Raw genomic sequence first — 20009 nt, forward strand, 5'->3', positions numbered from 1 at the left:
GGCCGGGCACGGCGCGCCCGAGGTGAGCAGGACGAGCGACGAGGTGGCGCGGTCGGCCGACGGCCGCGCGCACCGTCGACAGGAACGGACGAGTGAGGAGCTGACCCATGGCCAGCGAGAGCAACATCCTCGAGATGCGGGGGATCACCAAGGAGTTCCCCGGTGTCAAGGCCTTGCAGGACGTCACGCTGGACGTGCGTCGGGGCGAGGTCCACGCGATCTGCGGGGAGAACGGGGCCGGCAAGTCGACCCTGATGAAGGTGCTGTCGGGCGTCTACCCGCACGGCACCTACGAGGGCACGATCGTCATGGACGGCGAGACGTGCGAGTTCCGGACCATCCGGGACAGCGAGGCCCGCGGGATCGTGATCATCCACCAGGAGCTGGCGCTCGTGCCGCACCTGTCGATCGCGGAGAACATCTTCCTCGGCAACGAGAAGGCCTCCGCGGGGATCGTCGACTGGCACCGCACCACGAGCGAGGCCGCCGCGCTGCTCGAGCGCGTGGGGCTCTGGGAGAACCCCGCGACCAAGGCCATGGACATCGGGGTCGGCAAGCAGCAGCTCGTCGAGATCGCCAAGGCGCTGTCCAAGCGCGTGGACCTGCTCATCCTCGACGAGCCCACCGCGGCGCTCAACGACGAGGACAGCGCCCACCTGCTCAAGCTGATCGACGAGTTCCGCAGCCACGGGATCACCTGCATCATCATCTCCCACAAGCTCAACGAGATCGCTGCGATCGCCGACCGCGTGACGATCATCCGCGACGGCGCGACGATCGAGACGCTCGACCTGCACGGCGCCGAGCCCGTGACCGAGGACCGCATCATCCGCGGCATGGTCGGGCGCTCGCTCGACAGCCGCTTCCCGGACCACGAGCCGACCATCGGCGAGGAGGTCCTGCGCATCGAGGACTGGACGGTCCACCACCCGATCGACACCGACCGCGTCGTCGTCGACCACGCGAACCTGCACGTGCGGGCGGGCGAGATCGTCGGCATGGCCGGCCTCATGGGCGCAGGGCGCACCGAGCTCGCGATGAGCGTGTTCGGCCACTCGTACGGCTCCAGGATCTCCGGCAGCGTCTACAAGAACGGGACCCTCGTCCGCACGCGCAGCGTCAAGGAGGCCATCGCCCACGGGCTGGCCTACGCGACCGAGGACCGCAAGCGGTACGGGCTCAACCTCATCCAGACCATCCGCGAGAACATCTCGGCCTCGGCGCTGGGCAAGGTCTCGCGCTGGGGCGTCGTCGACTCGCAGGCCGAGACCCAGGTCGCCGAGCGCTACCGCACCGACTTCCGGATCAAGGCCCCGACGGTCGAGGCCGTCGTCGGGAAGCTCTCGGGCGGCAACCAGCAGAAGGTCGTCCTGTCGAAGTGGGTCTACTCCGACCCCGACGTCCTGATCCTCGACGAGCCGACCCGCGGCATCGACGTGGGCGCCAAGTACGAGATCTACGCGATCATCAACGCGCTCGCCGACGCCGGCAAGGCCGTCGTCGTCATCTCCTCCGAGCTCCCCGAGCTCATCGGCCTGTGCGACCGTGTCTACGCGATGAGCCAGGGCCGGATCACCGGGGAGGTCGCGCGCGCCGACGCCACCCAAGAAGCACTGATGCACTACATGACCATGGACAAGGGAGTCACCGTCCGATGAACGCCGTCAGGGAATACCTCGGCCGCAACGTCCGCCAGTACGGCATCGTCGCGGCACTGCTCGTGATCGTCCTGCTGTTCCAGGTCCTCACGGACGGACGACTGCTCTACCCGAACAACGTCGCGAGCCTCATCCAGCAGAACGCCTACGTGATGATCCTCGCGATCGGCATGGTCATGGTGATCGTCGCGGGGCACATCGACCTCTCGGTCGGCTCGGTCGTCGCGTTCGTGGGCGGCCTGTGCGCCATCATGATGAGCCAGTGGGACCTGCCGTGGCTCCTCGCCGTGGTCCTGTCCCTCGGGGTCGGGGCGCTCGTGGGGATGTGGCAGGGCTTCTGGGTCGCGTACGTCGGCATCCCCGCGTTCATCGTGACGCTCGCGGGCATGCTCATCTTCCGTGGCCTGGCGATCGTCCTGGTCGGCACCACGGTCGCGGGCCTGCCGAGCGGGTTCATCGCGATCAGCAACGGCTCGGTGCCCAACTGGTTCGGGTTCGTCGGGAACCTCGACGTCGTGACCCTCGTGATCGGCGCGATCGGGATCGTGGCCTTCGCGATCGCCCAGTGGCGCTCGCGGACCTCGTTGCGTCGCCACGAGCTCGCGGTCGAGCCGCTGCCCGCGTTCGTCGTCAAGATCGTCCTGGCCGCGGTGCTCATCGGTGTCGTCACGTACTGGCTCTCGCTCAGCTCGGGCGGCACGCCGATCGTCCTGCTCATCGTGGGCATCCTCATCATCGCGTACTCGTTCGTGCTCAACCGCAGCGTGTTCGGTCGGCACGTCTACGCGATCGGCGGGAACCGGCACGCCGCGGTCCTGTCGGGCGTCAACTCGCGCCGAGTCGACTTCGGCATCTTCGTCAACATGGGTGTCCTGGCTGCGGTCGCGGCCGTCATCACGACCTCGCGCGCCGGGGCCGGCGTGGCCGCTGCGGGCATGAACTACGAGCTCGACGCGATCGCCGCGTGCTTCATCGGCGGCACCGCGGTCGCGGGTGGCGTGGGACGCGTGTCCGGAGCCATGATCGGTGCGCTCATCATGGGCGTCCTCAACATGGGGCTGTCGATCATGGCGGTCGACGCCGCCTGGCAGCAGGCGATCAAGGGCCTGGTCCTGCTCCTCGCGGTCGCGTTCGACCTGCTGAGCAAGAGGCGCGCCGCACTCTCCTGATCCGTCGTGGGGGAGTCGCGGTGGGGGGACGTCAGGACGGGCGCACACCCGTCCTGACGTGACCGGACCAGCGGGGTGCGTGCGGCGAGAGCCGCGCGCACCCCGCTGTGCCGTGCCCGGACGCCCGACGGCGGAGCGCGCCACGGGCGCGTGGGCGTCGGACCTGCCCGCCGGGGGCGAGGCCACGACTGCCGAGGGCGGCACGACCACCTGACGGGCGCTCCGCCGTCGGGCCTGAGCCTGCCGCGACGAGACCGGGACCCGGCGTGATGCGGACCACCTGCCGCCGCCCACCGACGTGGGCTAGGATCGTGCACGTCGCGACTGGCGCACCCGCGCCCCGCACGCCGCCCTCCGGGGAGGCCGCGGGACGGACGGGGATGGTGGATCACCACCGGGGAGCGGCATGCTGTGTAGACGACGGGTCGTTCGCCTGGGCCCCGGGTCGCCCCCTGTGGGGACGTGCCCGGATAGAGCACGCCTCCCCACGAGACCGTCATCCGCAGACAGAACCCAAGGAGACGCATGAGCGCCCAGCCGGACAACGTCCTGAACCAGTCCCTGCTCGAGGTCGACCCGGAGATCGCCGCGGTCCTCGACGGGGAGCTCGCACGCCAGCGCGACACCCTCGAGATGATCGCGTCGGAGAACTTCGTGCCGCGCGCCGTCCTGCAGGCGCAGGGCTCCGTCCTGACGAACAAGTACGCCGAGGGCTACCCGGGCCGCCGCTACTACGGGGGCTGCGAGCAGGTCGACGTCGCCGAGAACCTCGCGATCGCGCGCGCCAAGTCGCTGTTCGGCGCCGAGCACGCCAACGTCCAGCCCCACTCGGGCGCGACCGCCAACGCGGCCGTGCTGCACGCCCTCATCAACAAGGGCGACAAGATCCTCGGCCTCGAGCTGGCGCACGGCGGCCACCTCACGCACGGCATGAAGATCAACTTCTCGGGCAAGCTGTACGACGTCTCCGCGTACGGCGTGGACCCGCAGTCGTACCGCATCGAGATGGACGAGGTCCGCAAGACGGCCCTCGAGACCCGCCCCGACGTGATCATCGCCGGCTGGTCCGCGTACCCGCGCCACATCGACTTCGCGGCGTTCCGCGAGATCGCGGACGAGGTCGGCGCCAAGCTCTGGGTCGACATGGCGCACTTCGCCGGGCTCGTCGCCGCGGGTCTGCACCCGTCCCCGGTGCCCTACGCCGACGTCGTGTCCTCGACGGTCCACAAGACCATCGGCGGCCCCCGCTCGGGCTTCATCCTGTCCAAGGAGGAGTTCGCCAAGAAGATCGACTCCGCCGTGTTCCCGGGCCAGCAGGGCGGCCCGCTCATGCACGTCGTCGCCGCGAAGGCCGTGTCCTTCAAGATCGCCGGCTCCGACGCGTTCAAGGACCGTCAGGAGCGCACGCTGCGCGGCGCGAGCATCATCGCGGACCGCCTGGCCCAGCCCGACGTCGCCGAGAAGGGCGTGTCCGTCCTGACGGGCGGCACCGACGTCCACCTGGTGCTCGTGGACCTGCGCCACTCGGAGCTCGACGGCCAGCAGGCCGAGGACCTCCTGCACGCCGTGGGCATCACCGTGAACCGCAACGCCGTGCCGTTCGACCCGCGTCCCCCGCGCGTCACGTCGGGCCTGCGCATCGGTACGCCCGCGCTCGCGACGCGTGGCTTCGGCGACGAGGAGTTCACCGAGGTCGCCGAGATCATCGCGGCCACGCTCAAGGCCGGTGCGGGCGCCGACGTCGAGGGCCTGAGCGCTCGCGTGCGCAAGCTGACGGCGGACTTCCCGCTGTACCCGGGTCTGTCGCAGTAGTCACCCGTGAGCCGCTGGGTGCGGAGCACTTGTCGCTGATCCGCCCGATCCGCGACGAGCACTCCGCACCCAGCGGCCTGTTCGTCCCCGCCAGACCCTGAGGAGCCCCATGACCGCGCAGATCCTGGACGGCAAGGCCACGGCCGCCGCCATCAAGTCCGAGCTCAAGACCCGCCTCGCCGGCCTCGCCGAGCGGGGCGTCGTGCCGGGACTCGGCACGCTCCTGGTCGGCGACGACCCCGGTTCGCAGTGGTACGTCGCGGGCAAGCACCGCGACTGCGCAGAGATCGGGCTGTCCTCGATCCGTGAGGACCTGCCCGCCGAGGCCACGCAGGAGGAGATCGAGGCCGCGGTCCGCCGCCTCAACGACGACCCCGCGTGCACGGGCTACATCGTGCAGCTCCCGCTGCCGAAGGGCATCGACACCAACCGCGTGCTCGAGCTCATCGACCCCGACAAGGACGCCGACGGGCTGCACCCGACCAACCTCGGCCGCCTCGTGCTGCGCGTCAACGAGGAGGTCACCTCGCCGCTGCCCTGCACGCCGCGCGGCATCATCGAGCTCATCGAGCGCCACGGGATCTCGCTCGTGGGCAAGGAGGTCGTGGTCGTGGGCCGCGGCGTGACCGTGGGCCGCTCGATCGGCCTGCTCCTCACGCGCCGTGCGGTCAACGCGACCGTGACCCTCACGCACACGGGCACCCAGGACCTGGCCTCGCTCGTCCGACGGGCCGACGTCGTCGTGGCCGCCGCGGGCGTCAAGGGCATCATCACGCACGACATGGTCAAGCCGGGCGCCGTCGTGATCGACGTGGGCGTCTCGCGCGAGGTCGACGAGGAGACCGGCAAGAGCCGCGTCGTCGGTGACGCCGACCCGGCCGTCGCCGAGGTCGCGGGCTGGATCTCCCCGAACCCGGGCGGCGTCGGGCCCATGACGCGCGCGATGCTCCTCGCCAACGTCGTCGACTCGGCCGAGCGTGCTGCGGGGATCACCGCCTGAGCCTGCGGTTCCTCGGGCACGTCGGGACGGGCGCGACCTGCGGGTCGAGCCCGTCCTGTCTTTTCTGACGCCCTGTCGTGCTGCGCGCCCGAGCAGGACTAGTGTTCCGCCATGACCCCCGCGTCCCGGGCAGGGGGCGACGACGGCATCGTGGCCGTCGTCCCCGCCCCCCTCGTCGTCCCCCGTCCCGTGCGCCGCGCGCGCTGGAGCGCCACGGCCGCCTACGCGGCGCAGGGCTTCGGCTTCGCCGTGATGCTGACCAACGTCCCCACGTACGAGCGCTACCTGGGCATCGGCCCCGACGTCATCACGCTCGTGATCCTCGGGGTCTGCGTGTGCGCGGGGACGGGCAGCGCGCTGTCCGGGTGGTTCGCCGCCCGGTTCGGGTCGGCGCGCGTCGTGACCGGTGGGCTCCTGGTGGCAGCCGCCGGGATCCTCGCGGTCGGGCTGAGCGCGGGGGCCGGGCTGCTCGCGACGTTCTTCCTCGCGTTCGCGGTGTACGGCGTGGCGCTCGGGTCGGTCGACGCCTCGACGTCGATGCAGGGCATCGACGTGCAGCGCGCCTACGGGCGCAGCCTCATCGCGTCGTTCTTCGCGGCCAACGCCGCGGGCGGAGTCGTCGGGTCGCTCGCGGTGTCGGGGGCGGCGGGGCTGGGGATCGCGCTGCCCGTGTCCTTGGCGCTGGTCGCGGCGGTCGTGGCGGTCACGGTGCTCGTGCTGCGGGCCGGGCTGCTCTCGCGGACCGCGGCGGTCGCGGTCGCGGGGGCTCCGGGTCCGGCCGGGGGCGGCGTGCGCGCGCTGCCCGACGGCGCCGGTCCCGTCACCGGGACGGGCGGCGGGCCCGGGGGCGTCGGCGAGAGCGACGGGCCTGGCGGCGCGGTGGTTCCCGCCGTGGAGAGGGCTCGTGGCGCGACGGGCATGGTCGGGGCGGGGACCGTGATCGTGCTCGGCCTCGCGATGCTGGCCTTCCCGGTCGCGGACTCCGCGGTCTCGAGCTGGGGCGCGACCTTCCTGCAGGACGTGCTCGGGGCGAGCGCCGTCGTCGGGCCGCTGGGGTTCGGCGCCTACCAGGCGACGCTGATCTGCTCGCGGCTCCTGGGGGACCGCGCGGTCGAGCGCTGGGGGCGCGTGCGCGTCGTGGCTCTCGGCGGTTCGGTGGGGGTCGTGGGGCTCGGGCTCGTCGCGGTCTCGCCGGTGTGGCCGCTCGCGGTCCTCGGGTTCGCGGCGACCGGGCTGGGGCTCGGGGTCGTGGCTCCCATGGCGTTCTCGGCCGCGGGCGACCGGGCCGCCGAGTCGGTCGCGGCGGTGCGGGTCGGGGTGCGGACCGGGGTGCGGGTCGACGGGCCGGACGCGGAGGTGCCGACGGGGGCGCGGGCGGACGAGGGTGCCCGGGCGGCTGATGCTGCTCGGGCGGGGTCCGGTCACGACCTCGGGGGAGGAGGGCGCGGCGCGGTGACCGACGGTACTGCGGCCGACGGTACTGCGGCCGATGGTGCCGCCGCTGACGTGGTCGGAGCTGCTCCGACCGTCGAGGAAGCGACCGACCGTGCCGTGGCCCGGCTCAACGTGTTCACCTACGTCGGTGCCGTGCTCGGTGGGGCGATGACGGGGGTCTTCGCGACGACCGACGCGCTGCGGCTGGGGTTCGGGCTGCTGGCCGTGCTGGCGCTCGCGACGGTCGTGCTCGCGGGGCGCTTCCGTGAGGCGGTGCTTCCCGCCAGTCCTCCAGTGCGAGGGTGATGGTGCGCTGGTCCAGGCAGAGCCAGCGGGCTGGCACGGCAGGCAGGACTTGCGGGGCTGGCGGGGCGAGCGACGGGGCGACGGTCCACGGGTCGCGGGCACGGATGAGTTGTCAGAACTGGGCCGGTGGATGGCCCGGTGTGGTTCTGACAACTTGGCGTCGCGGGGTTTGCGGGCTGGCGGGGCGAGCGACGGGGTGATGGTCAACGGGTCGCGGGCACGGATGAGTTGTCAGAACTGGGCCGGCGGGTGGCCCGGTGTGGTTCTGACAACTTGGCGTCGCCGGGTCGCGGGCTGCGCGCGGCGGGTGCCGCGGATGAGTTGTCAGAACTGGGCCGGTGGATGGCCCGGTGTGGTTCTGACGACGTGGCGCAGGGGTCGTGACGAGCGTCTCGCGTCCCCGTTTTCGCCCGTGTGGGTGGCGTGGGGTTTGATGGCCGGGTGCTGACGATCGCTACTGCCAATGTGAACGGGATCCGCGCCGCCTACCGTCGAGGGATGGACGCCTGGGTCGCCTCGCGCACCCCGGACGTCATGCTCCTCCAGGAGGTCCGCGCGCCTGACGAGATCCTGAACGAGCTCCTGGGCGAGGGCTGGCACATCGCCCACCAGGCGTGCGACATCAAGGGTCGGGCAGGTGTCGCGGTGGCGTCGCGACTGCCCGTGACGGCCGTGCGGATCGGTCTGGGCAAGGGGGAGCCGGAGCCGCCCGTGGACACGGGCCGCTGGGTCGAGGCGGACCTCGAGCTGCCCTCCAGCGAGAAGCTCACGGTCGTCTCGACCTACATCCACTCCGGTACGGCCGGCACGCCCAAGATGGACGAGAAGTACGCCTACCTGGAGAAGGTCACCGAGCGCCTGCGGGAGCTCTCGGCCGCGGGGGGCCTCGTCGTCGTGGCAGGTGACCTGAACATCGCGCACAAGAACGTCGACATCAAGAACTGGAAGGGCAACCAGAAGTCCGCGGGCTTCCTGCCCGAGGAGCGGGCCTACCTCGACACCTGGTTCGACGACCTGGGGTTCGTGGACCTCGGGCGGCGTCACGGTGGCGAGGGGCCCGGCCCGTTCACCTGGTGGTCCTGGCGCGGTCAAGCCTTCGTCAACGACTCGGGCTGGCGCATCGACTATCAGCTCGCGTCCCCGGCCCTGGCCGAGCACGCGGTCAAGGTCGAGGTCGACCGCGCCGACGACTACGAGAGCCGCTGGAGCGACCACGCCGCACTGGTCGCGACGTACGACCTCTGACCCCGGCGCGCCCGGGGTCAGTCGTGGGCCGGGACCGGCAGCTCGGTCATGCGTGACAGCGGCGACAGGAGGACCGGCAGCGCGCCCAGCGTCATGACGACGGCCCCGATCCAGAGCGCTGGAGCCACGCCCCACACGGTCCCGATCCACCCGCCGAGCAGCCCGCCGATCGGGATGGGGCCCCACACGATGAATCGGGCCGAGGCGTTCATGCGGCCCAGCAGCGCGGGCGGGCACAGGCGCTGACGGAAGCTCACCTGCGCGACGTTGTAGACGACGACCGCCAGGTTGAACACGAAGCCTCCGACCACGAGCACCACGGGGACCAGCGTGGACCCTGCGCCCGTGACCGCCACGACGGCCGCGGCGGGCGTGATGGCGTAGGACAGGCCGGTGAACACCGCCGAGGCGGGGATGATCCGTGCTGGACCGACCCAGCGGGCGGCGCGGTCGGCCAGGACCGCGCCGAGGAGGCCGCCCGCGGCGCTCGCCGAGAGCACGACGCCGTAGGTCGCGGTCCCGACGTCGAGCGTGCGCAGGGCGAAGATGACCACGACCGCGTTGCCGATCGCCCCACCCAGGTTGCTGAGCGACGTGCAGGCGAGGATCCGCCGGAGCAACGGTTCGCTCGCGACGAAGCGCAGCCCCTCGGCGATCTCGGTGCGCAGCGGGCGTCGCGACGCGGGGTCGGGCAGGTCCTCGCGGTGGCCGATCCGCGCCATCGCGAACGCGCTGGCCAGGTACGTGCCGACGGTCGCGACCAGCACGAGGGGAGCGGACAGCACGCGCAGCGCGACCCCGCCGATCGCGGGGCCGGCGATCATCGCGACGGACTGGGTCGCCTGGAGCTTGGAGTTGCCCTCGACGACGTGGTCGAGCCCGACGAGGCCGGGCACGTAGCTCTGGTGCGCGACGTCGAAGAAGAGGCTGAAGGTGCTGATGACCACGGCGGCTCCGATGAGCAGCGCCATGCTCGCGTTCCCCGTGAGGGCCGCGACGACCACGACCGAGAGGATCGTCGCGCGGGCGAGGTCGGCCGCGACGAGCACGCGGCGCTTGCGCATGCGGTCGACCCACGCCCCGGCCGGCAGGCTGAGGAGCAGGAACGCCGCGGTCTCCGCCGCGTTGAGGGCACCCATCTGCCACTCGGTCGCGTGCAGGTGGGACACGGCGAAGATCGGAAGGACGAAGCCCGTGAGCTGCGCGCCGAGCTGCCCCAGCGCGTCTCCGCCCCACAGGTAGCGGAAGTCGCGGTGGTGGATCAGGCTGCGCGGGGACGCGGCGGTGCGCACCTGCGGTTCGTCGGACGTCATGCGGAACAGCGTGCTGCAAGTGATTGAGAAATGTCAATCAGTTAACCTGTGGGGGTGACCCCGGACCGCACAGCCCCCTCCGCAGAGCAGGAACCCGCGACCGGACCCGTCGCCGCAACCACGGGCCGCGGTGCCCACGCGCCGACGGCCGACCTGCCGACGGCAGGCGACTCGGCCGCCGAGCGGGACGCCGATGCGCGCGCGCTCGCGTCGACCCTGCGGGTGCGGATCCTGCGCATCTGCCTCGACGAGCCGCGGACCAACAAGGAGATCGCCAAGCTCCTCGGCAAGAATCCGGCGACGACGCTCCATCACGTCCGGACGCTCGTGGCGCGAGGGTTCTTGGCCGCGCAGCCCGCGCGCACCGGTGCGCGCGGGGCGCGAGAGGTGCCGTACCTGGCGACGGGGCGGTCGTGGACCGCCGACCTGGGACCCGGCGGGCAGCAGGTGCTGCTCGACGCCTTCCTCGAGGAGCTGTCGGCGGCCGACCCGGCGAGCGTCGACATGGGGCGACTCGGGCTGCGGCTCGATGCTGAAGGCCGCGAGGAGCTCTCGCGACGCCTCAACGAGGTGCTCGAGGACTTCCGGCAGCGCGAGCCGGCGGCTGACGGCGAGCCGTGGTCGGTGTTCGTCGCCATCCACCACGACACGAGCCGAGACCCGCGCTGAGTGCATGATCCTGCAGTGACTCGCCGGGTGTGTCGTTGCGGAATCACGCACTCGGCGCGCAGGGCCGATCTCACCCTCGATCTGTCTAACAACTTGCAACTTTTGGTTGACAGCAAGCAAAAGCCTCCCTAGGGTCCGAGAAGTCATCGCTGACCCGTCTTCAAGGAGGAAGATCTCCAGTGCGAATCCCCTCACGCCATCGAAGAGGCCTCTCCGGCCTGCTCGGGGCCTCTCTGCTCGTCCCCCTCGCCTTCGTCGGGACGCTTCCATCCGCTCAGGCTGCCGAGACCGAGATGGAGCCCGGCGTCACGCTGCGGACCTTCCAGCTCGCGCAGGACCCCGGCTCGGTGTGCACCCTCAAGTCGGGAACCACGCCCAACGTCGACAAGCTCATGCCGACGATCGACTGGAGCACCCCGGAGCAGTTCGGTGCGTCCGACCGCTTCATCTCCCACGCCTTGGCGACGCTCACGGTGCCTGCTGACGGCGAGTACTCGTTCCGTGTGACGAACGACGACGGCGCTCTGGTCTACATCGACGACCAGCTCGTGCTCGAGAACGACGGCCCGAACGACTCGACCTCGGTCGAGGGCGCGATCACCCTGACCGCGGGCACTCACGACCTGCGCGTCGAGTACTACGAGGGGACGGACAAGCAGCGCCTGATGCTCGCGTGGAAGCCCCCCGGAGCCACGTCGTTCGTGGTCGTCCCCACGTCGGTGCTGAGCACCGAGGCCAACGTCGTGCGCGTGACCGCGCCCGGCAACAAGTACTGCGAGGGTGCGACGGACACCTCGGGCGACGGCCTGCGCCTGGACACCGTCAACCCGAACTACGAGCTCGTCGACCTGCGTCCTGCGGGCTTCGAGCCCAAGGTCTCGGGCCTCGCGTTCACCCCGGACGAGAAGCTGGCCGTGGTGACCACGGGTGACGTGAGCTCCGGTGGCTGGCGGCCCAACCCGACGTCGGGCGAGGTGTACCTCCTCGACGGCGTGATCGACGCGACCGGCCCCGAGGACGTCACGGTGACGAAGGTCGCCGACCAGCTCCTCAACCCCATGGGCATCGAGGTCATCGAGGACTCGATCTTCGTCTCCGAGCGGTACCAGCTCACGCAGCTCACCGACCCGGACGGCGACGGCTTCTACGACACGCACACCAAGATCGCCGGGTGGCCCGACGGCGGCAACTTCCACGAGTTCGCGTTCGGCCTGATCCACGACGAGAACTACTTCTACGTCAACCTCTCGGTCGCGATCGACAACGGTGGCGCGACGACCACCCCGCAGCCTGCAGCCAACCGTGGCACGTCGATCAAGATCGACCGCGCAACGGGTGAGGTCACCTACGTCGCGGGCGGCCTGCGCACCCCGAACGGGATCGGCTTCGGCCCCGAGGGTGCGATCTTCGGGACGGACAACCAGGGCGCGTGGCTCCCTGCGAACAAGCTCGTCCACATCGAGCAGGACAAGTTCTTCAACCACTTCACGACCCCTGCCGGGAAGTTCGACGCGAACCCTGTGTCACAGCCCGCGCTGTGGCTCCCGCAGAACGAGATCGCCAACTCCCCGGGCAACCCGATCCTCGTCGAGGACGGCGAGTTCGCCGGGCAGATGCTCCTCGGTGACGTCACCTACGGCGGACTCCAGCGCGCGTTCCTCGAGAAGGTCGACGGAGAGTTCCAGGGTGCGGTCTTCCGCCACACCGCGGGTCTCGAGGTCGGCGCCAACCGTGTCATCACGGGCCCCGACGGCGCGCTGTACGTCGGCGGCACGGGCGAGGGCGGCAACTGGGGCGAGTCCGGCAAGCTGCGTTTCGGCCTGCAGAAGCTCTCCCCGGTCAACGAGGACTCGTTCGACATGAAGGAGATGCGCGTCGTCGAGGGCGGGTTCGAGATCGAGTACACCGACCCGGTGTCCGACGCCGTCGTGGCGAAGCTGGCCGACGCCTACGCGCTCAAGCAGTGGCGCTACGTGCCGACGCAGCAGTACGGCGGACCCAAGGTCGACGAGTCGCCGCTGTTCGTCACCGACGCCACGGTGTCCGAGGACCGGACGACGGTCACGCTCAAGGTCGACGGTCTCAAGCCCGGCCACGTCGTGCACCTGCGTTCGCCGCGCCCGTTCGCCTCGGACGAGGGCGCCGAGCTCCTGAGCACCGAGGCCTGGTACACGCTCAACTCGCTGCCGGGCTACGTCGCCCCGGCAGACCGCGGCTGGTACGAGGCCGAGGAGGCGCAGCCGCTCGGCAGCTCGAGCCTCGGCTCGGACCACAGCAACTACTCCGGCTCCGGCTTCGCCGCCGGGATGCAGAACGTCGGCTCTGGCCGCACGTTCGCCGTGACGGTTCCCGAGGCGGGCACCTACCCGCTCAACCTGCGCTACGCGAACGGCATCCACCCGTACACCGAGCTGCGCGCCAAGGACGTCTCGCTCTACGTCAACGGTCAGAAGGTCGGTCCGTGGACCCTCCCCACGACGGGCGACTGGAAGGTGTGGGACACGATCACGCGTGACGTCGACCTTGCCGCGGGACACAACACGATCACCCTCAAGTACGACCAGGGCGACCAGGGCAACGTGAACCTGGACGTGCTGTCGATCGGGCAGAACCCCGACATCTGCTCCCCGGCCGACGTCGAGGACGGTTACCGCGGCATCTTCGACGGCACGCTCGCGAGCCTGGCCGACTGGAAGCTCGCGGGCTCCGGGACGTTCGGCCGCCAGGACGACTGCTCGATCCGCACCAACGGTGGCATGGGTCTGCTCTGGTACACGGCCCAGGAGCTCGAGGAGTACTCGCTCAAGCTCGACTGGAAGCTCGTCAAGGACGACAACGGCGGCGTGTTCGTCGGATTCCCGAACCCGGGCAACGACCCGTGGGTCGCGGTCAACCAGGGCTACGAGATCCAGATCGACGCGAGCGACGCGGCCGACCGCACCACGGGAGCGATCTACACGTTCCAGGGCGCTGACGCAGCGGCAGTGACCGCGGCGCTCAAGCCCGTGGGGCAGTGGAACGCGTACGACATCCGCGTCGAGGGAGACCGCATCCGGATCTACCTCAACGACGTGCTCGTCAACGACTTCACGAGCACCGACCCGGCGCGCGACCTGTCGAGCGGCTTCATCGGCATCCAGAACCACGGCGCCGGTGAGACGGTCTCCTACCGGAACATCCGCGTCAAGGACCTGGGCGCCGAGCCCGAGCCCGAGCTCGCGGTGTCCGTGACCGTCCAGCCCAAGTGCGTGGCAGGCAAGGTCACGCTCAACGTGCGTGCCGTCAACGACGACACGGTGCCCGTCGACGTCGTGCTCAGCACGCCGTTCGGCAAGAAGACCATGACCGGCGTCCTGCCGGGCAAGTCGGCCCAGCAGACGTTCGCGACGCGCTCGACCTCGATCGAGGCCGGGACCGCGACCGTGACGGCGACTTCCGGAGGCAAGGAGGTCGTGGTCGAGACGACCTACGACGCGTCGAGCTGCGGCTGACGCGTGACCGGGCGGCGGCAGGCATGACCGGCCGCCGCCCGGTGGGGTCGGCAGCAAGCGACCCCGCGCCAGGTGCATGATGCGGCGGCGACTCGCCCGGCGGGACGCCGCCGCATCGTGCACTCTGCGCAGCGAGACCGCGCACCACCCGGTATCTCCCCCGCACGACCGCCGCACCGCAGGTTTGCCCTCGTCGTGCGGCGTCTGTCACCATCTGCCGGGGCGTCGACGACGACGCTCCGTCTGTCGTCGAGAGGTAGTCGACCATGCTCGCGCACCTCGGTCGGGTCACGGTCCGTCTCCGAGCTCTCGTCCTGGCCCTGTGGGTCACGCTCGCTCTGCTGGGGGCGGTGATCGGCGGCGGGGTCTTCGACCGCACGACCGCGGTCGACAGCCTGCCCGCCGGTGCGCCCGCCGCGCAGGCGCAGGCGCTGCTCGACGAGCTCGACCCGCAGGGGCAGACGCTCACGGCCGTCGTCGGCGGCGTCGACTTCTTCACTCCGTCTCTCCTCGAGAGCGGGTACCGCGTCATGCAGGAGGTCCGTGAGATCCCCGGGGTCCTGGAGGTCACGGACGCGTTCACGTCGGGCGGCCTGATCTCGGACGACGGGCTCAGCTCGCTCGTCGTGGTCGAGCTCGAGCTCGACCTCTCGGACGAGCAGGCCCTCGAGGTCGGGGACCGCGTGGTGGCGGTCCTACAGACGATCGACGCGCCCGAGGTCGTCGTGGGCGGCGAGCTCATGGCCGAGCGGACGTTCGCCGACATCGCCACGGCCGACGCGGTCGTGGGCGAGTCGGTCGCCCTCGTGGTGCTGTGCGTGGTCCTCGTGCTCGTGCTCGGCGGCCTGCGTGCAGGGTTGTTGCCCGTCGCCGCTGCGCTCGCGTCGATCGCGGCCTCTCTCCTGGCGCTGAGCGCCCTGGCCGGCGTGGTCCCCGTGAGCGAGTTCGCGGTCAACGTGGTGACCCTCCTGGGCCTGGGCCTGGCCGTCGACTACAGCCTCCTGGTCGTCGTGCGGTTCCGGGAGGAGCGCGACCGGTCTCCCGGGGCCACGCTCGAGGAGCTGATGGCCAGGACGGTGTCGACCGCAGGACGGGCGGTCCTCGTGTCGGGGCTGGCCGTCGCGTCGGCGCTCACGGGGCTGCTCGTGCTCGCCGACCCGCTGCTCGCGAGCATGGCGCTGGGCGGTCTGCTCGTGGTCGGTCTGACGACGGTCGCGGGGATCACGCTCGTGCCGGCCCTGGTCGCGGTGCTGCACGCGTCGATCCCCGCCCCGCGGACCCGGACCTGGGCACGCCGACGGACGAGGACGGGGGCCGGTCTCCTCGCGCGGTCGGCGTCGTTCGCCCAGCGCCGGCCGGTTGCGGTCACGCTCGGCTCGGCGGCCGTGCTCCTGCTTCTGAGCGCCCCGCTGGCCTCGCTCACGCTGGGGAGCTCGGATGCGCGGTCGCTCCCGCCGGGCACGCAGGAGCGGGTCGCGCAGGAGAAGGTCGAGCAGGACTTCGACGTCCTGGGGGTCCAGCCCGTCACTCTCCTCCTGGGGGCCTCCGTCGAGGACCCGCAGGTCCGGTCGCTGCTCGACGCGGTCTACGGGCTGCCGGGCGTCGAGGACGTCCAGCACCTGGAGGACTTCCCGCCCGACGTGACGGTCGCGGAGGTGACCCCCGACGGCACGGCCACGGGCGAGGAGGCGCAGTCCGTGGTCCGGTACGTCCGAGGGCTCGACGTGCCGTTCTCGGTGCAGGTCGCAGGCCCGGCGGCCGAGCTCGTCGACGCGACCCAGCAGGCGCGGGACCGGCTCCCGTGGGCGTTCGCCGCGGTCGTGCTGCCCGCCATGCTCCTGCTGGGCTGGCTCACCCGGTCGGTCGTGGTCCCGCTCAAGGCGCTGGTCCTGAACCTGCTCGCGCTGACCGCGTCGCTCGGGGTGCTCGTCGCGGTCTTCCAGTGGGGCTGGGGCGCACGGTTCCTGGGCTTCGAGCCCACGGGCACGATCGACGCCACGAGTCCCGCGCTGCTGTTCGTCTTCCTGTTCGGCCTGTCGATGGACTACGAGGTGTTCCTCCTCGCCCGCATCTCGGAGGAGTGGCGTCGACGGACCGGGGACGACCGCCGCGCGAACGACCGGGCGGTCCTCGCGGGCGTCGTGGCGTCGGGTCCTGTCATCACGGTCGCGGCCGTGTCGATCGGGATCGTGTTCGCGGGCTTCGCGCTGGGCGACCTCGTGGCGATGAAGGAGATCGGTGTGGGGATGGCCGTCGCGGTCCTGCTCGACGTCACGATCGTCCGCGGCCTGCTGCTCCCGGCCTCGATGTCGCTCCTGGGACGCTGGAACTGGTGGTTCCCGGGCGGGCGGAGGGGCCCAGGCCGCGGCGTCGAGCCGGACGGGGCGCGCGGCGAGGAGCCCTCGCCGCGCACCCTCGTGGGCAGCGGTGCGTCAGCAGGCGCCGGCCGGGGCTGACGGGACGGCCAGGAGGAACCCGGGCGCCCCGAGGCCCGCGCGGGCGAAGGCGCCGGCCACGGCGTCCGCGACCGCGGAGGCACGCTCGGCCGGGACCAGCGCGATCGCGGACCCCCCGAACCCGCCGCCCGTCATGCGGGCTCCCAGCGCGCCGGCGTCGCGTGCGGCCTCGACCGCGACGTCAAGCTCGGTCGCGGAGACCTCGTAGTCGTCGCGCAGGGACGCGTGGGACGCGTCCATGAGCGGCCCGACGTCGGAGGCTCGCCCCGCGCGCAGCAGCGACACCAGGTCCTGGGTCCGGGCGATCTCGGTCACGACGTGACGCACGCGGCGGCGCGAGACGTCGTCGGGCAGCCGGTCGAGCGCCGCGGCGAGGGCTTCGGCGGCCGCGGCCTCGCGGGCCGCCGCGTCTCCCTCGGCAGCGCCGGCAGCGATGACCGAGTCCGCGAGCTCGCGCAGGTTCGCGAGCCCCAGGGTCGCGGCGGCCGCCTCGCACGTCGCACGTCGCTGCGCGTACTGGCCGTCGACCAGCGCGTGCTCGGCCCGGGTGTCGATCACGAGCAGCGCGAGCCCCTCGGCCGCGAGGTCGAACGGGATCTGCTCGACGGCGTCGACTGGGTCGAGCCCCGGCCGGCAGTCGAGGAGCAGCGCGTGGCCCGGGGCGCAGCGCAGCGAGGCCGACTGGTCCATGCCGCCCGTCGGGGCGCCCGCGACCTCGTTCTCGGCGCGGATCGCGGCGGCTGCGAGCGTCGCCCGCCCGGCGTCGGTGGCCGCGAGACCCAGGCCGGCGACGTCGTCGATCCCGACCGCGACCGAGCACTCGAGCGCGGCCGACGACGACAGGCCCGCGCCGTAGGGCACGCACGAGTCGACCACGGCGTCGAAGCCACGGATGGTCTCGGCCGAACCACCGGTCGCCTCGAGGTGCTGCCCGAGCGCCCAGGCGACCCCGGCCACGTACGCGGCCCAGCCGGTCACGGCTCCGGGCGCGACGTCCGCGAGCCGCCCGGTCCACGCGGCGCCGGGCTCCTGGGCCGAGGCGAGACGCACGACCGAGTCGGTCCGGGGGCACAGCGCGACGTACGTGCGGTGGGGGAGCGCGATGGGCAGGCACAGCCCGGCGTTGTAGTCGGTGTGCTCGCCGATGATGTTGACGCGCCCCGGCGCGGCGTAGACGCGGACCTCGGGGGCACCGTCCGCCTCGTCCCCGCCTTCCGTGCCGTCCGCGGGGTACGCGGCCGCGAAGGCCTGCCGGACGCGGTCCGCACCGACGTCGTCGGGCCAGGACTCGACCCACTGTGCCGCCGGGGCCGGGGCGAGCGCCTGCAGGCGCGCCGCGATCCGCTCGGGGGTCGTGTCGCTGACCCACGCGCCCATGCCCGACTCCGAGCCCGCGAGGTACTTGAGCTTGCCCGGTGCGCGCAGCACCGAGAAGACCTGCAGGTGAAGGCGCGAGAGCTCGCGCCCCTCCCGCACCGGGGCCTGGTGCCAGGCAGCGATGTAGGGCAGGGGGACGGGCGCGCCGTCGGGCCCCTCGAAGAACAGGTCGAGGCGGCGCAGGAGCTCGAGGTAGGCGACCGCGAGGTCGTCGCGCTCGGCGTCGGTGAGCGCGGGGAGGTCGGGCACGTCCCGGCGCGGCGTGACGTGCACCTCGACGGGCCACCGGGCCGCGAAGGGCACGTAGGCGACCCAGTGCTCGGTCTCCAGGACGATCCGGCGGCCGTCCGCGAGCTCGGCGTCGAGGACGTCGCGCAGCAGGTTGCCGCCCGTGCGCTCGTGGTGCGCGCGGGCCTGCTCGAGCATCGCGCGGGTCGCGGGCGTGATGTACGGGTAGCCGTAGATCTGGCCGTGCGGGTGGTGCAGGGTGACGCCGATCTCCTGGCCGCGGTTCTCGAAGCAGAAGACCTGCTCGACGCCGGGCTCGCGTCCGAGGGCCTCGGTGCGGTCGGCCCACGCGTCGATGATGGTGCGCACGCGCTGCGGGGGCAGCGCGCCGAACGACGAGGAGTGGTCGCTCGAGAAGACGATGACCTCGCAGCGGCCCGACGCCGGAGCGCGGGTCTCGAGGGTCCCCTCGCCCTCGAGCGCTCCTTCGACGTCGGAGACGCCCGGCACGAACTGCAGCGACGGGAAGCGGTTCTCGAAGACCACGACGTCGTAGTCGGTGTCCGGGACCTCGCCGTCCGAGTAGGCCGCGCCGGGGCGGGCCGGACACAGCGGGCACGAGTCCGCAGCGGGCAGGAACGTGCGGTTCATGCGGTGCGCGGCCATCGGGATCCAGTCGCCCGAGAGCGGGTCGAGGCGCATCTCGGGGCCCGTGTAGGGGTGCTCGTGCCCGTCGGGGCCGGTCACGGCGGCGAACCGGTCGCCCAGCGGCCGGGGGTCGTCGAGCCGACGCGTGAGCTCGCCCGCGACGTACGCGGGCGAGTCGTCGAAGTAGACGAGCTCGCGGCCGTCGGCCAGGCGGGTCGGGGTGCGGCGCAGGTGCTGGTTCATCGGGAGGTACGACCGTCCTGGGGTGCGGGGGTGGGTGGGGTTCGGGTGGGCTGTGACTGCGGGGCCGGCGGACCATCGGGCGGAGAGGCGACCACGAGCTGCTCGACGACGTCGCGCGCGGCCTCCTGGTCGGAGGCCGGCAGGGCGTCGTCGGTCACGAGCACGTCGACCTGGTCGAGCCGTGCGAAGACGCTCAGGCCCGTGGTGCGCCACTTGGTGTGGTCGGCGAGCACGACGGTGCGTCCCGCGATCGCGACGAGGGCGCGGTCGGTCGCGGCCTCGTCGAGGTTGGGCGTCGTCAGCCCCGCCTCGACGCTCACGCCGTGCGCGCCCAGGAAGGTCTGGTCGACGCGCAGGCTCGCGAGCGCGGCCTCGGTGAGGGGACCGACCAGGGCGTCCGACGGCGTGCGCGACCCGCCCGTGAGCACGGTCTCGAGCTGTGGGTCGCCCGCGCGGTACAGGGCCTCGGCGACCGGGAGCGAGTTGGTCACGACGGTCAGGGGGCGCAGCCGCGAGTCTGCGGCGATCTCGACCGCGAGCAGGTGCGTCGTGGTGCCTGCCGACAGGGCGATCGAGGAGCCGGGGGAGACGAGGCGGACGGCGGCACGGGCGATCGCGCGCTTCTCGTCGAGAGCGAGCGCGCTCTTGGCCTCGAACCCGGGCTCGTGCGACGTGGCCTGCGGGGAGACCGCGCCTCCGTGGACCTTGCGGAGCAGTCCCTGCTCGGCGAGCTCGAGGAGGTCGCGGCGCACGGTCATGTCCGAGACGCCGAGCTCCTGGGTCAGGTCGGCGATCCGGACGGCACCGTGGTCGCGGAGCCCCGCGAGGATGCGTTCGTGGCGCTGGGAGGCGAGCATGCTGCCATGGTGACACATTCGAACAGAAAGCAACAAGAGCCAACATGTCCGGGACGGAGGCGGGGCGTATCTCTAGGTTCGGCGGGTGGGCGAACCGGTGACG

Annotated in this window: 12 protein-coding genes, 1 pseudogene and 1 riboswitch; of the genes and pseudogenes, 9 read left to right on the top strand and 4 right to left on the bottom strand. The window is 71.9% G+C overall.

Features of this window, described 5'->3' with window-relative positions:
* Positions 1 to 107: 107 nt before the first annotated feature.
* The 6 genes from mmsA (at position 108) to ACIPWA_RS02115 (ending at position 8624) form a co-directional block, all read left to right on the top strand.
* Positions 108 to 1658 (top strand): multiple monosaccharide ABC transporter ATP-binding protein, encoded by a 1551-nt coding sequence (gene mmsA / locus ACIPWA_RS02090; protein ID WP_056647655.1) that lies wholly within the window; start codon positions 108 to 110, stop codon positions 1656 to 1658.
* The gene (mmsB, locus tag ACIPWA_RS02095; RefSeq protein ID WP_056647658.1) at positions 1655 to 2827 is read left to right on the top strand and encodes a multiple monosaccharide ABC transporter permease; all 1173 of its coding nucleotides are present in this window, start codon (positions 1655 to 1657) and stop codon (positions 2825 to 2827) included. The genes mmsA and mmsB overlap by 4 nt, the downstream gene beginning before the upstream one ends.
* A gap of 355 nt (positions 2828 to 3182) precedes the next feature.
* Positions 3183 to 3273, top strand: a riboswitch (ZMP/ZTP riboswitch).
* Positions 3274 to 3352: 79 nt separating this feature from the next.
* Positions 3353 to 4639, top strand: coding sequence for a serine hydroxymethyltransferase (glyA, locus tag ACIPWA_RS02100; RefSeq protein ID WP_056647660.1), 1287 nt, complete (start codon positions 3353 to 3355; stop codon positions 4637 to 4639).
* Positions 4640 to 4748: 109 nt separating this feature from the next.
* Positions 4749 to 5639 (top strand): bifunctional methylenetetrahydrofolate dehydrogenase/methenyltetrahydrofolate cyclohydrolase, encoded by an 891-nt coding sequence (locus ACIPWA_RS02105; protein ID WP_400287886.1) that lies wholly within the window; start codon positions 4749 to 4751, stop codon positions 5637 to 5639.
* A gap of 111 nt (positions 5640 to 5750) precedes the next feature.
* Positions 5751 to 7379, top strand: coding sequence for an MFS transporter (locus ACIPWA_RS02110; RefSeq protein WP_400287887.1), 1629 nt, complete (start codon positions 5751 to 5753; stop codon positions 7377 to 7379).
* 441 nt (positions 7380 to 7820) lie between these two features.
* A complete protein-coding gene (locus ACIPWA_RS02115) occupies positions 7821 to 8624 on the top strand; it encodes an exodeoxyribonuclease III (RefSeq protein ID WP_400287888.1) in 804 nt (267 codons plus the stop codon).
* Between the two features lie 17 nt (positions 8625 to 8641).
* On the opposite strand, the gene ACIPWA_RS02120 is transcribed toward ACIPWA_RS02115, so the two are convergent.
* Positions 8642 to 9937, bottom strand: coding sequence for an MFS transporter (locus ACIPWA_RS02120; protein ID WP_400287889.1), 1296 nt, complete (start codon positions 9935 to 9937; stop codon positions 8642 to 8644).
* Positions 9938 to 9991: 54 nt separating this feature from the next.
* Here ACIPWA_RS02120 and ACIPWA_RS02125 point away from each other — a divergent pair, with 54 nt between their 5' ends.
* The 3 genes from ACIPWA_RS02125 (at position 9992) to ACIPWA_RS02135 (ending at position 16553) form a co-directional block, all read left to right on the top strand.
* Entirely contained in the window at positions 9992 to 10606 is a 615-nt protein-coding gene (locus ACIPWA_RS02125; RefSeq protein WP_400287890.1) for an ArsR/SmtB family transcription factor, read from the top strand.
* A gap of 293 nt (positions 10607 to 10899) precedes the next feature.
* Complete coding sequence (locus ACIPWA_RS02130; protein ID WP_400287891.1) at positions 10900 to 14097, top strand: 3-keto-alpha-glucoside-1,2-lyase-like domain-containing protein; 3198 nt, start codon at positions 10900 to 10902, stop codon at positions 14095 to 14097.
* Between the two features lie 266 nt (positions 14098 to 14363).
* Positions 14364 to 16553: an MMPL family transporter gene (locus tag ACIPWA_RS02135; protein WP_400287892.1), complete on the top strand. Its 2190-nt coding sequence runs from the start codon at positions 14364 to 14366 to the stop codon at positions 16551 to 16553.
* On the opposite strand, the gene galK is transcribed toward ACIPWA_RS02135, so the two are convergent.
* The 3 genes and pseudogenes from galK to ACIPWA_RS02150 form a co-directional block, all read right to left on the bottom strand.
* Entirely contained in the window at positions 16530 to 17894 is a 1365-nt protein-coding gene (gene galK / locus ACIPWA_RS02140; RefSeq protein WP_400288451.1) for a galactokinase, read from the bottom strand. The two genes, ACIPWA_RS02135 and galK, sit on opposite strands and share 24 nt — an antisense overlap.
* A pseudogene (galT, locus tag ACIPWA_RS02145) lies at positions 17868 to 19049 on the bottom strand (galactose-1-phosphate uridylyltransferase); the annotation flags it as partial. The gene galK and the pseudogene galT, both read right to left, overlap by 27 nt.
* On the bottom strand, positions 19046 to 19906 hold the full coding sequence (locus ACIPWA_RS02150; RefSeq protein ID WP_400287893.1) for a DeoR/GlpR family DNA-binding transcription regulator: 861 nt from the start codon (positions 19904 to 19906) through the stop codon (positions 19046 to 19048). The gene ACIPWA_RS02150 and the pseudogene galT, both read right to left, overlap by 4 nt.
* Positions 19907 to 20009: the final 103 nt, after the last annotated feature.

Origin of the sequence: Oerskovia enterophila, assembly GCF_044748475.1 — a bacterium.
Taxonomy (GTDB): domain Bacteria; phylum Actinomycetota; class Actinomycetes; order Actinomycetales; family Cellulomonadaceae; genus Oerskovia; species Oerskovia enterophila.

Bases quoted from the DNA above. Each gene is read 5' to 3' on its own strand.
- glyA (WP_056647660.1), top strand. From the start codon at position 3,353: ATGAGCGCCCAGCCGGACAACGTCCTGAACCAGTCCCTGCTCGAGGTC.
- ACIPWA_RS02110 (WP_400287887.1), top strand. From the start codon at position 5,751: ATGACCCCCGCGTCCCGGGCAGGGGGCGACGACGGCATCGTGGCCGTC.
- ACIPWA_RS02150 (WP_400287893.1), bottom strand. From the start codon at position 19,906: ATGCTCGCCTCCCAGCGCCACGAACGCATCCTCGCGGGGCTCCGCGAC.
- mmsA (WP_056647655.1), top strand. From the start codon at position 108: ATGGCCAGCGAGAGCAACATCCTCGAGATGCGGGGGATCACCAAGGAG.
- mmsB (WP_056647658.1), top strand. From the start codon at position 1,655: ATGAACGCCGTCAGGGAATACCTCGGCCGCAACGTCCGCCAGTACGGC.
- ACIPWA_RS02135 (WP_400287892.1), top strand. From the start codon at position 14,364: ATGCTCGCGCACCTCGGTCGGGTCACGGTCCGTCTCCGAGCTCTCGTC.
- ACIPWA_RS02105 (WP_400287886.1), top strand. From the start codon at position 4,749: ATGACCGCGCAGATCCTGGACGGCAAGGCCACGGCCGCCGCCATCAAG.
- ACIPWA_RS02120 (WP_400287889.1), bottom strand. From the start codon at position 9,937: ATGACGTCCGACGAACCGCAGGTGCGCACCGCCGCGTCCCCGCGCAGC.
- ACIPWA_RS02130 (WP_400287891.1), top strand. From the start codon at position 10,900: ATGGAGCCCGGCGTCACGCTGCGGACCTTCCAGCTCGCGCAGGACCCC.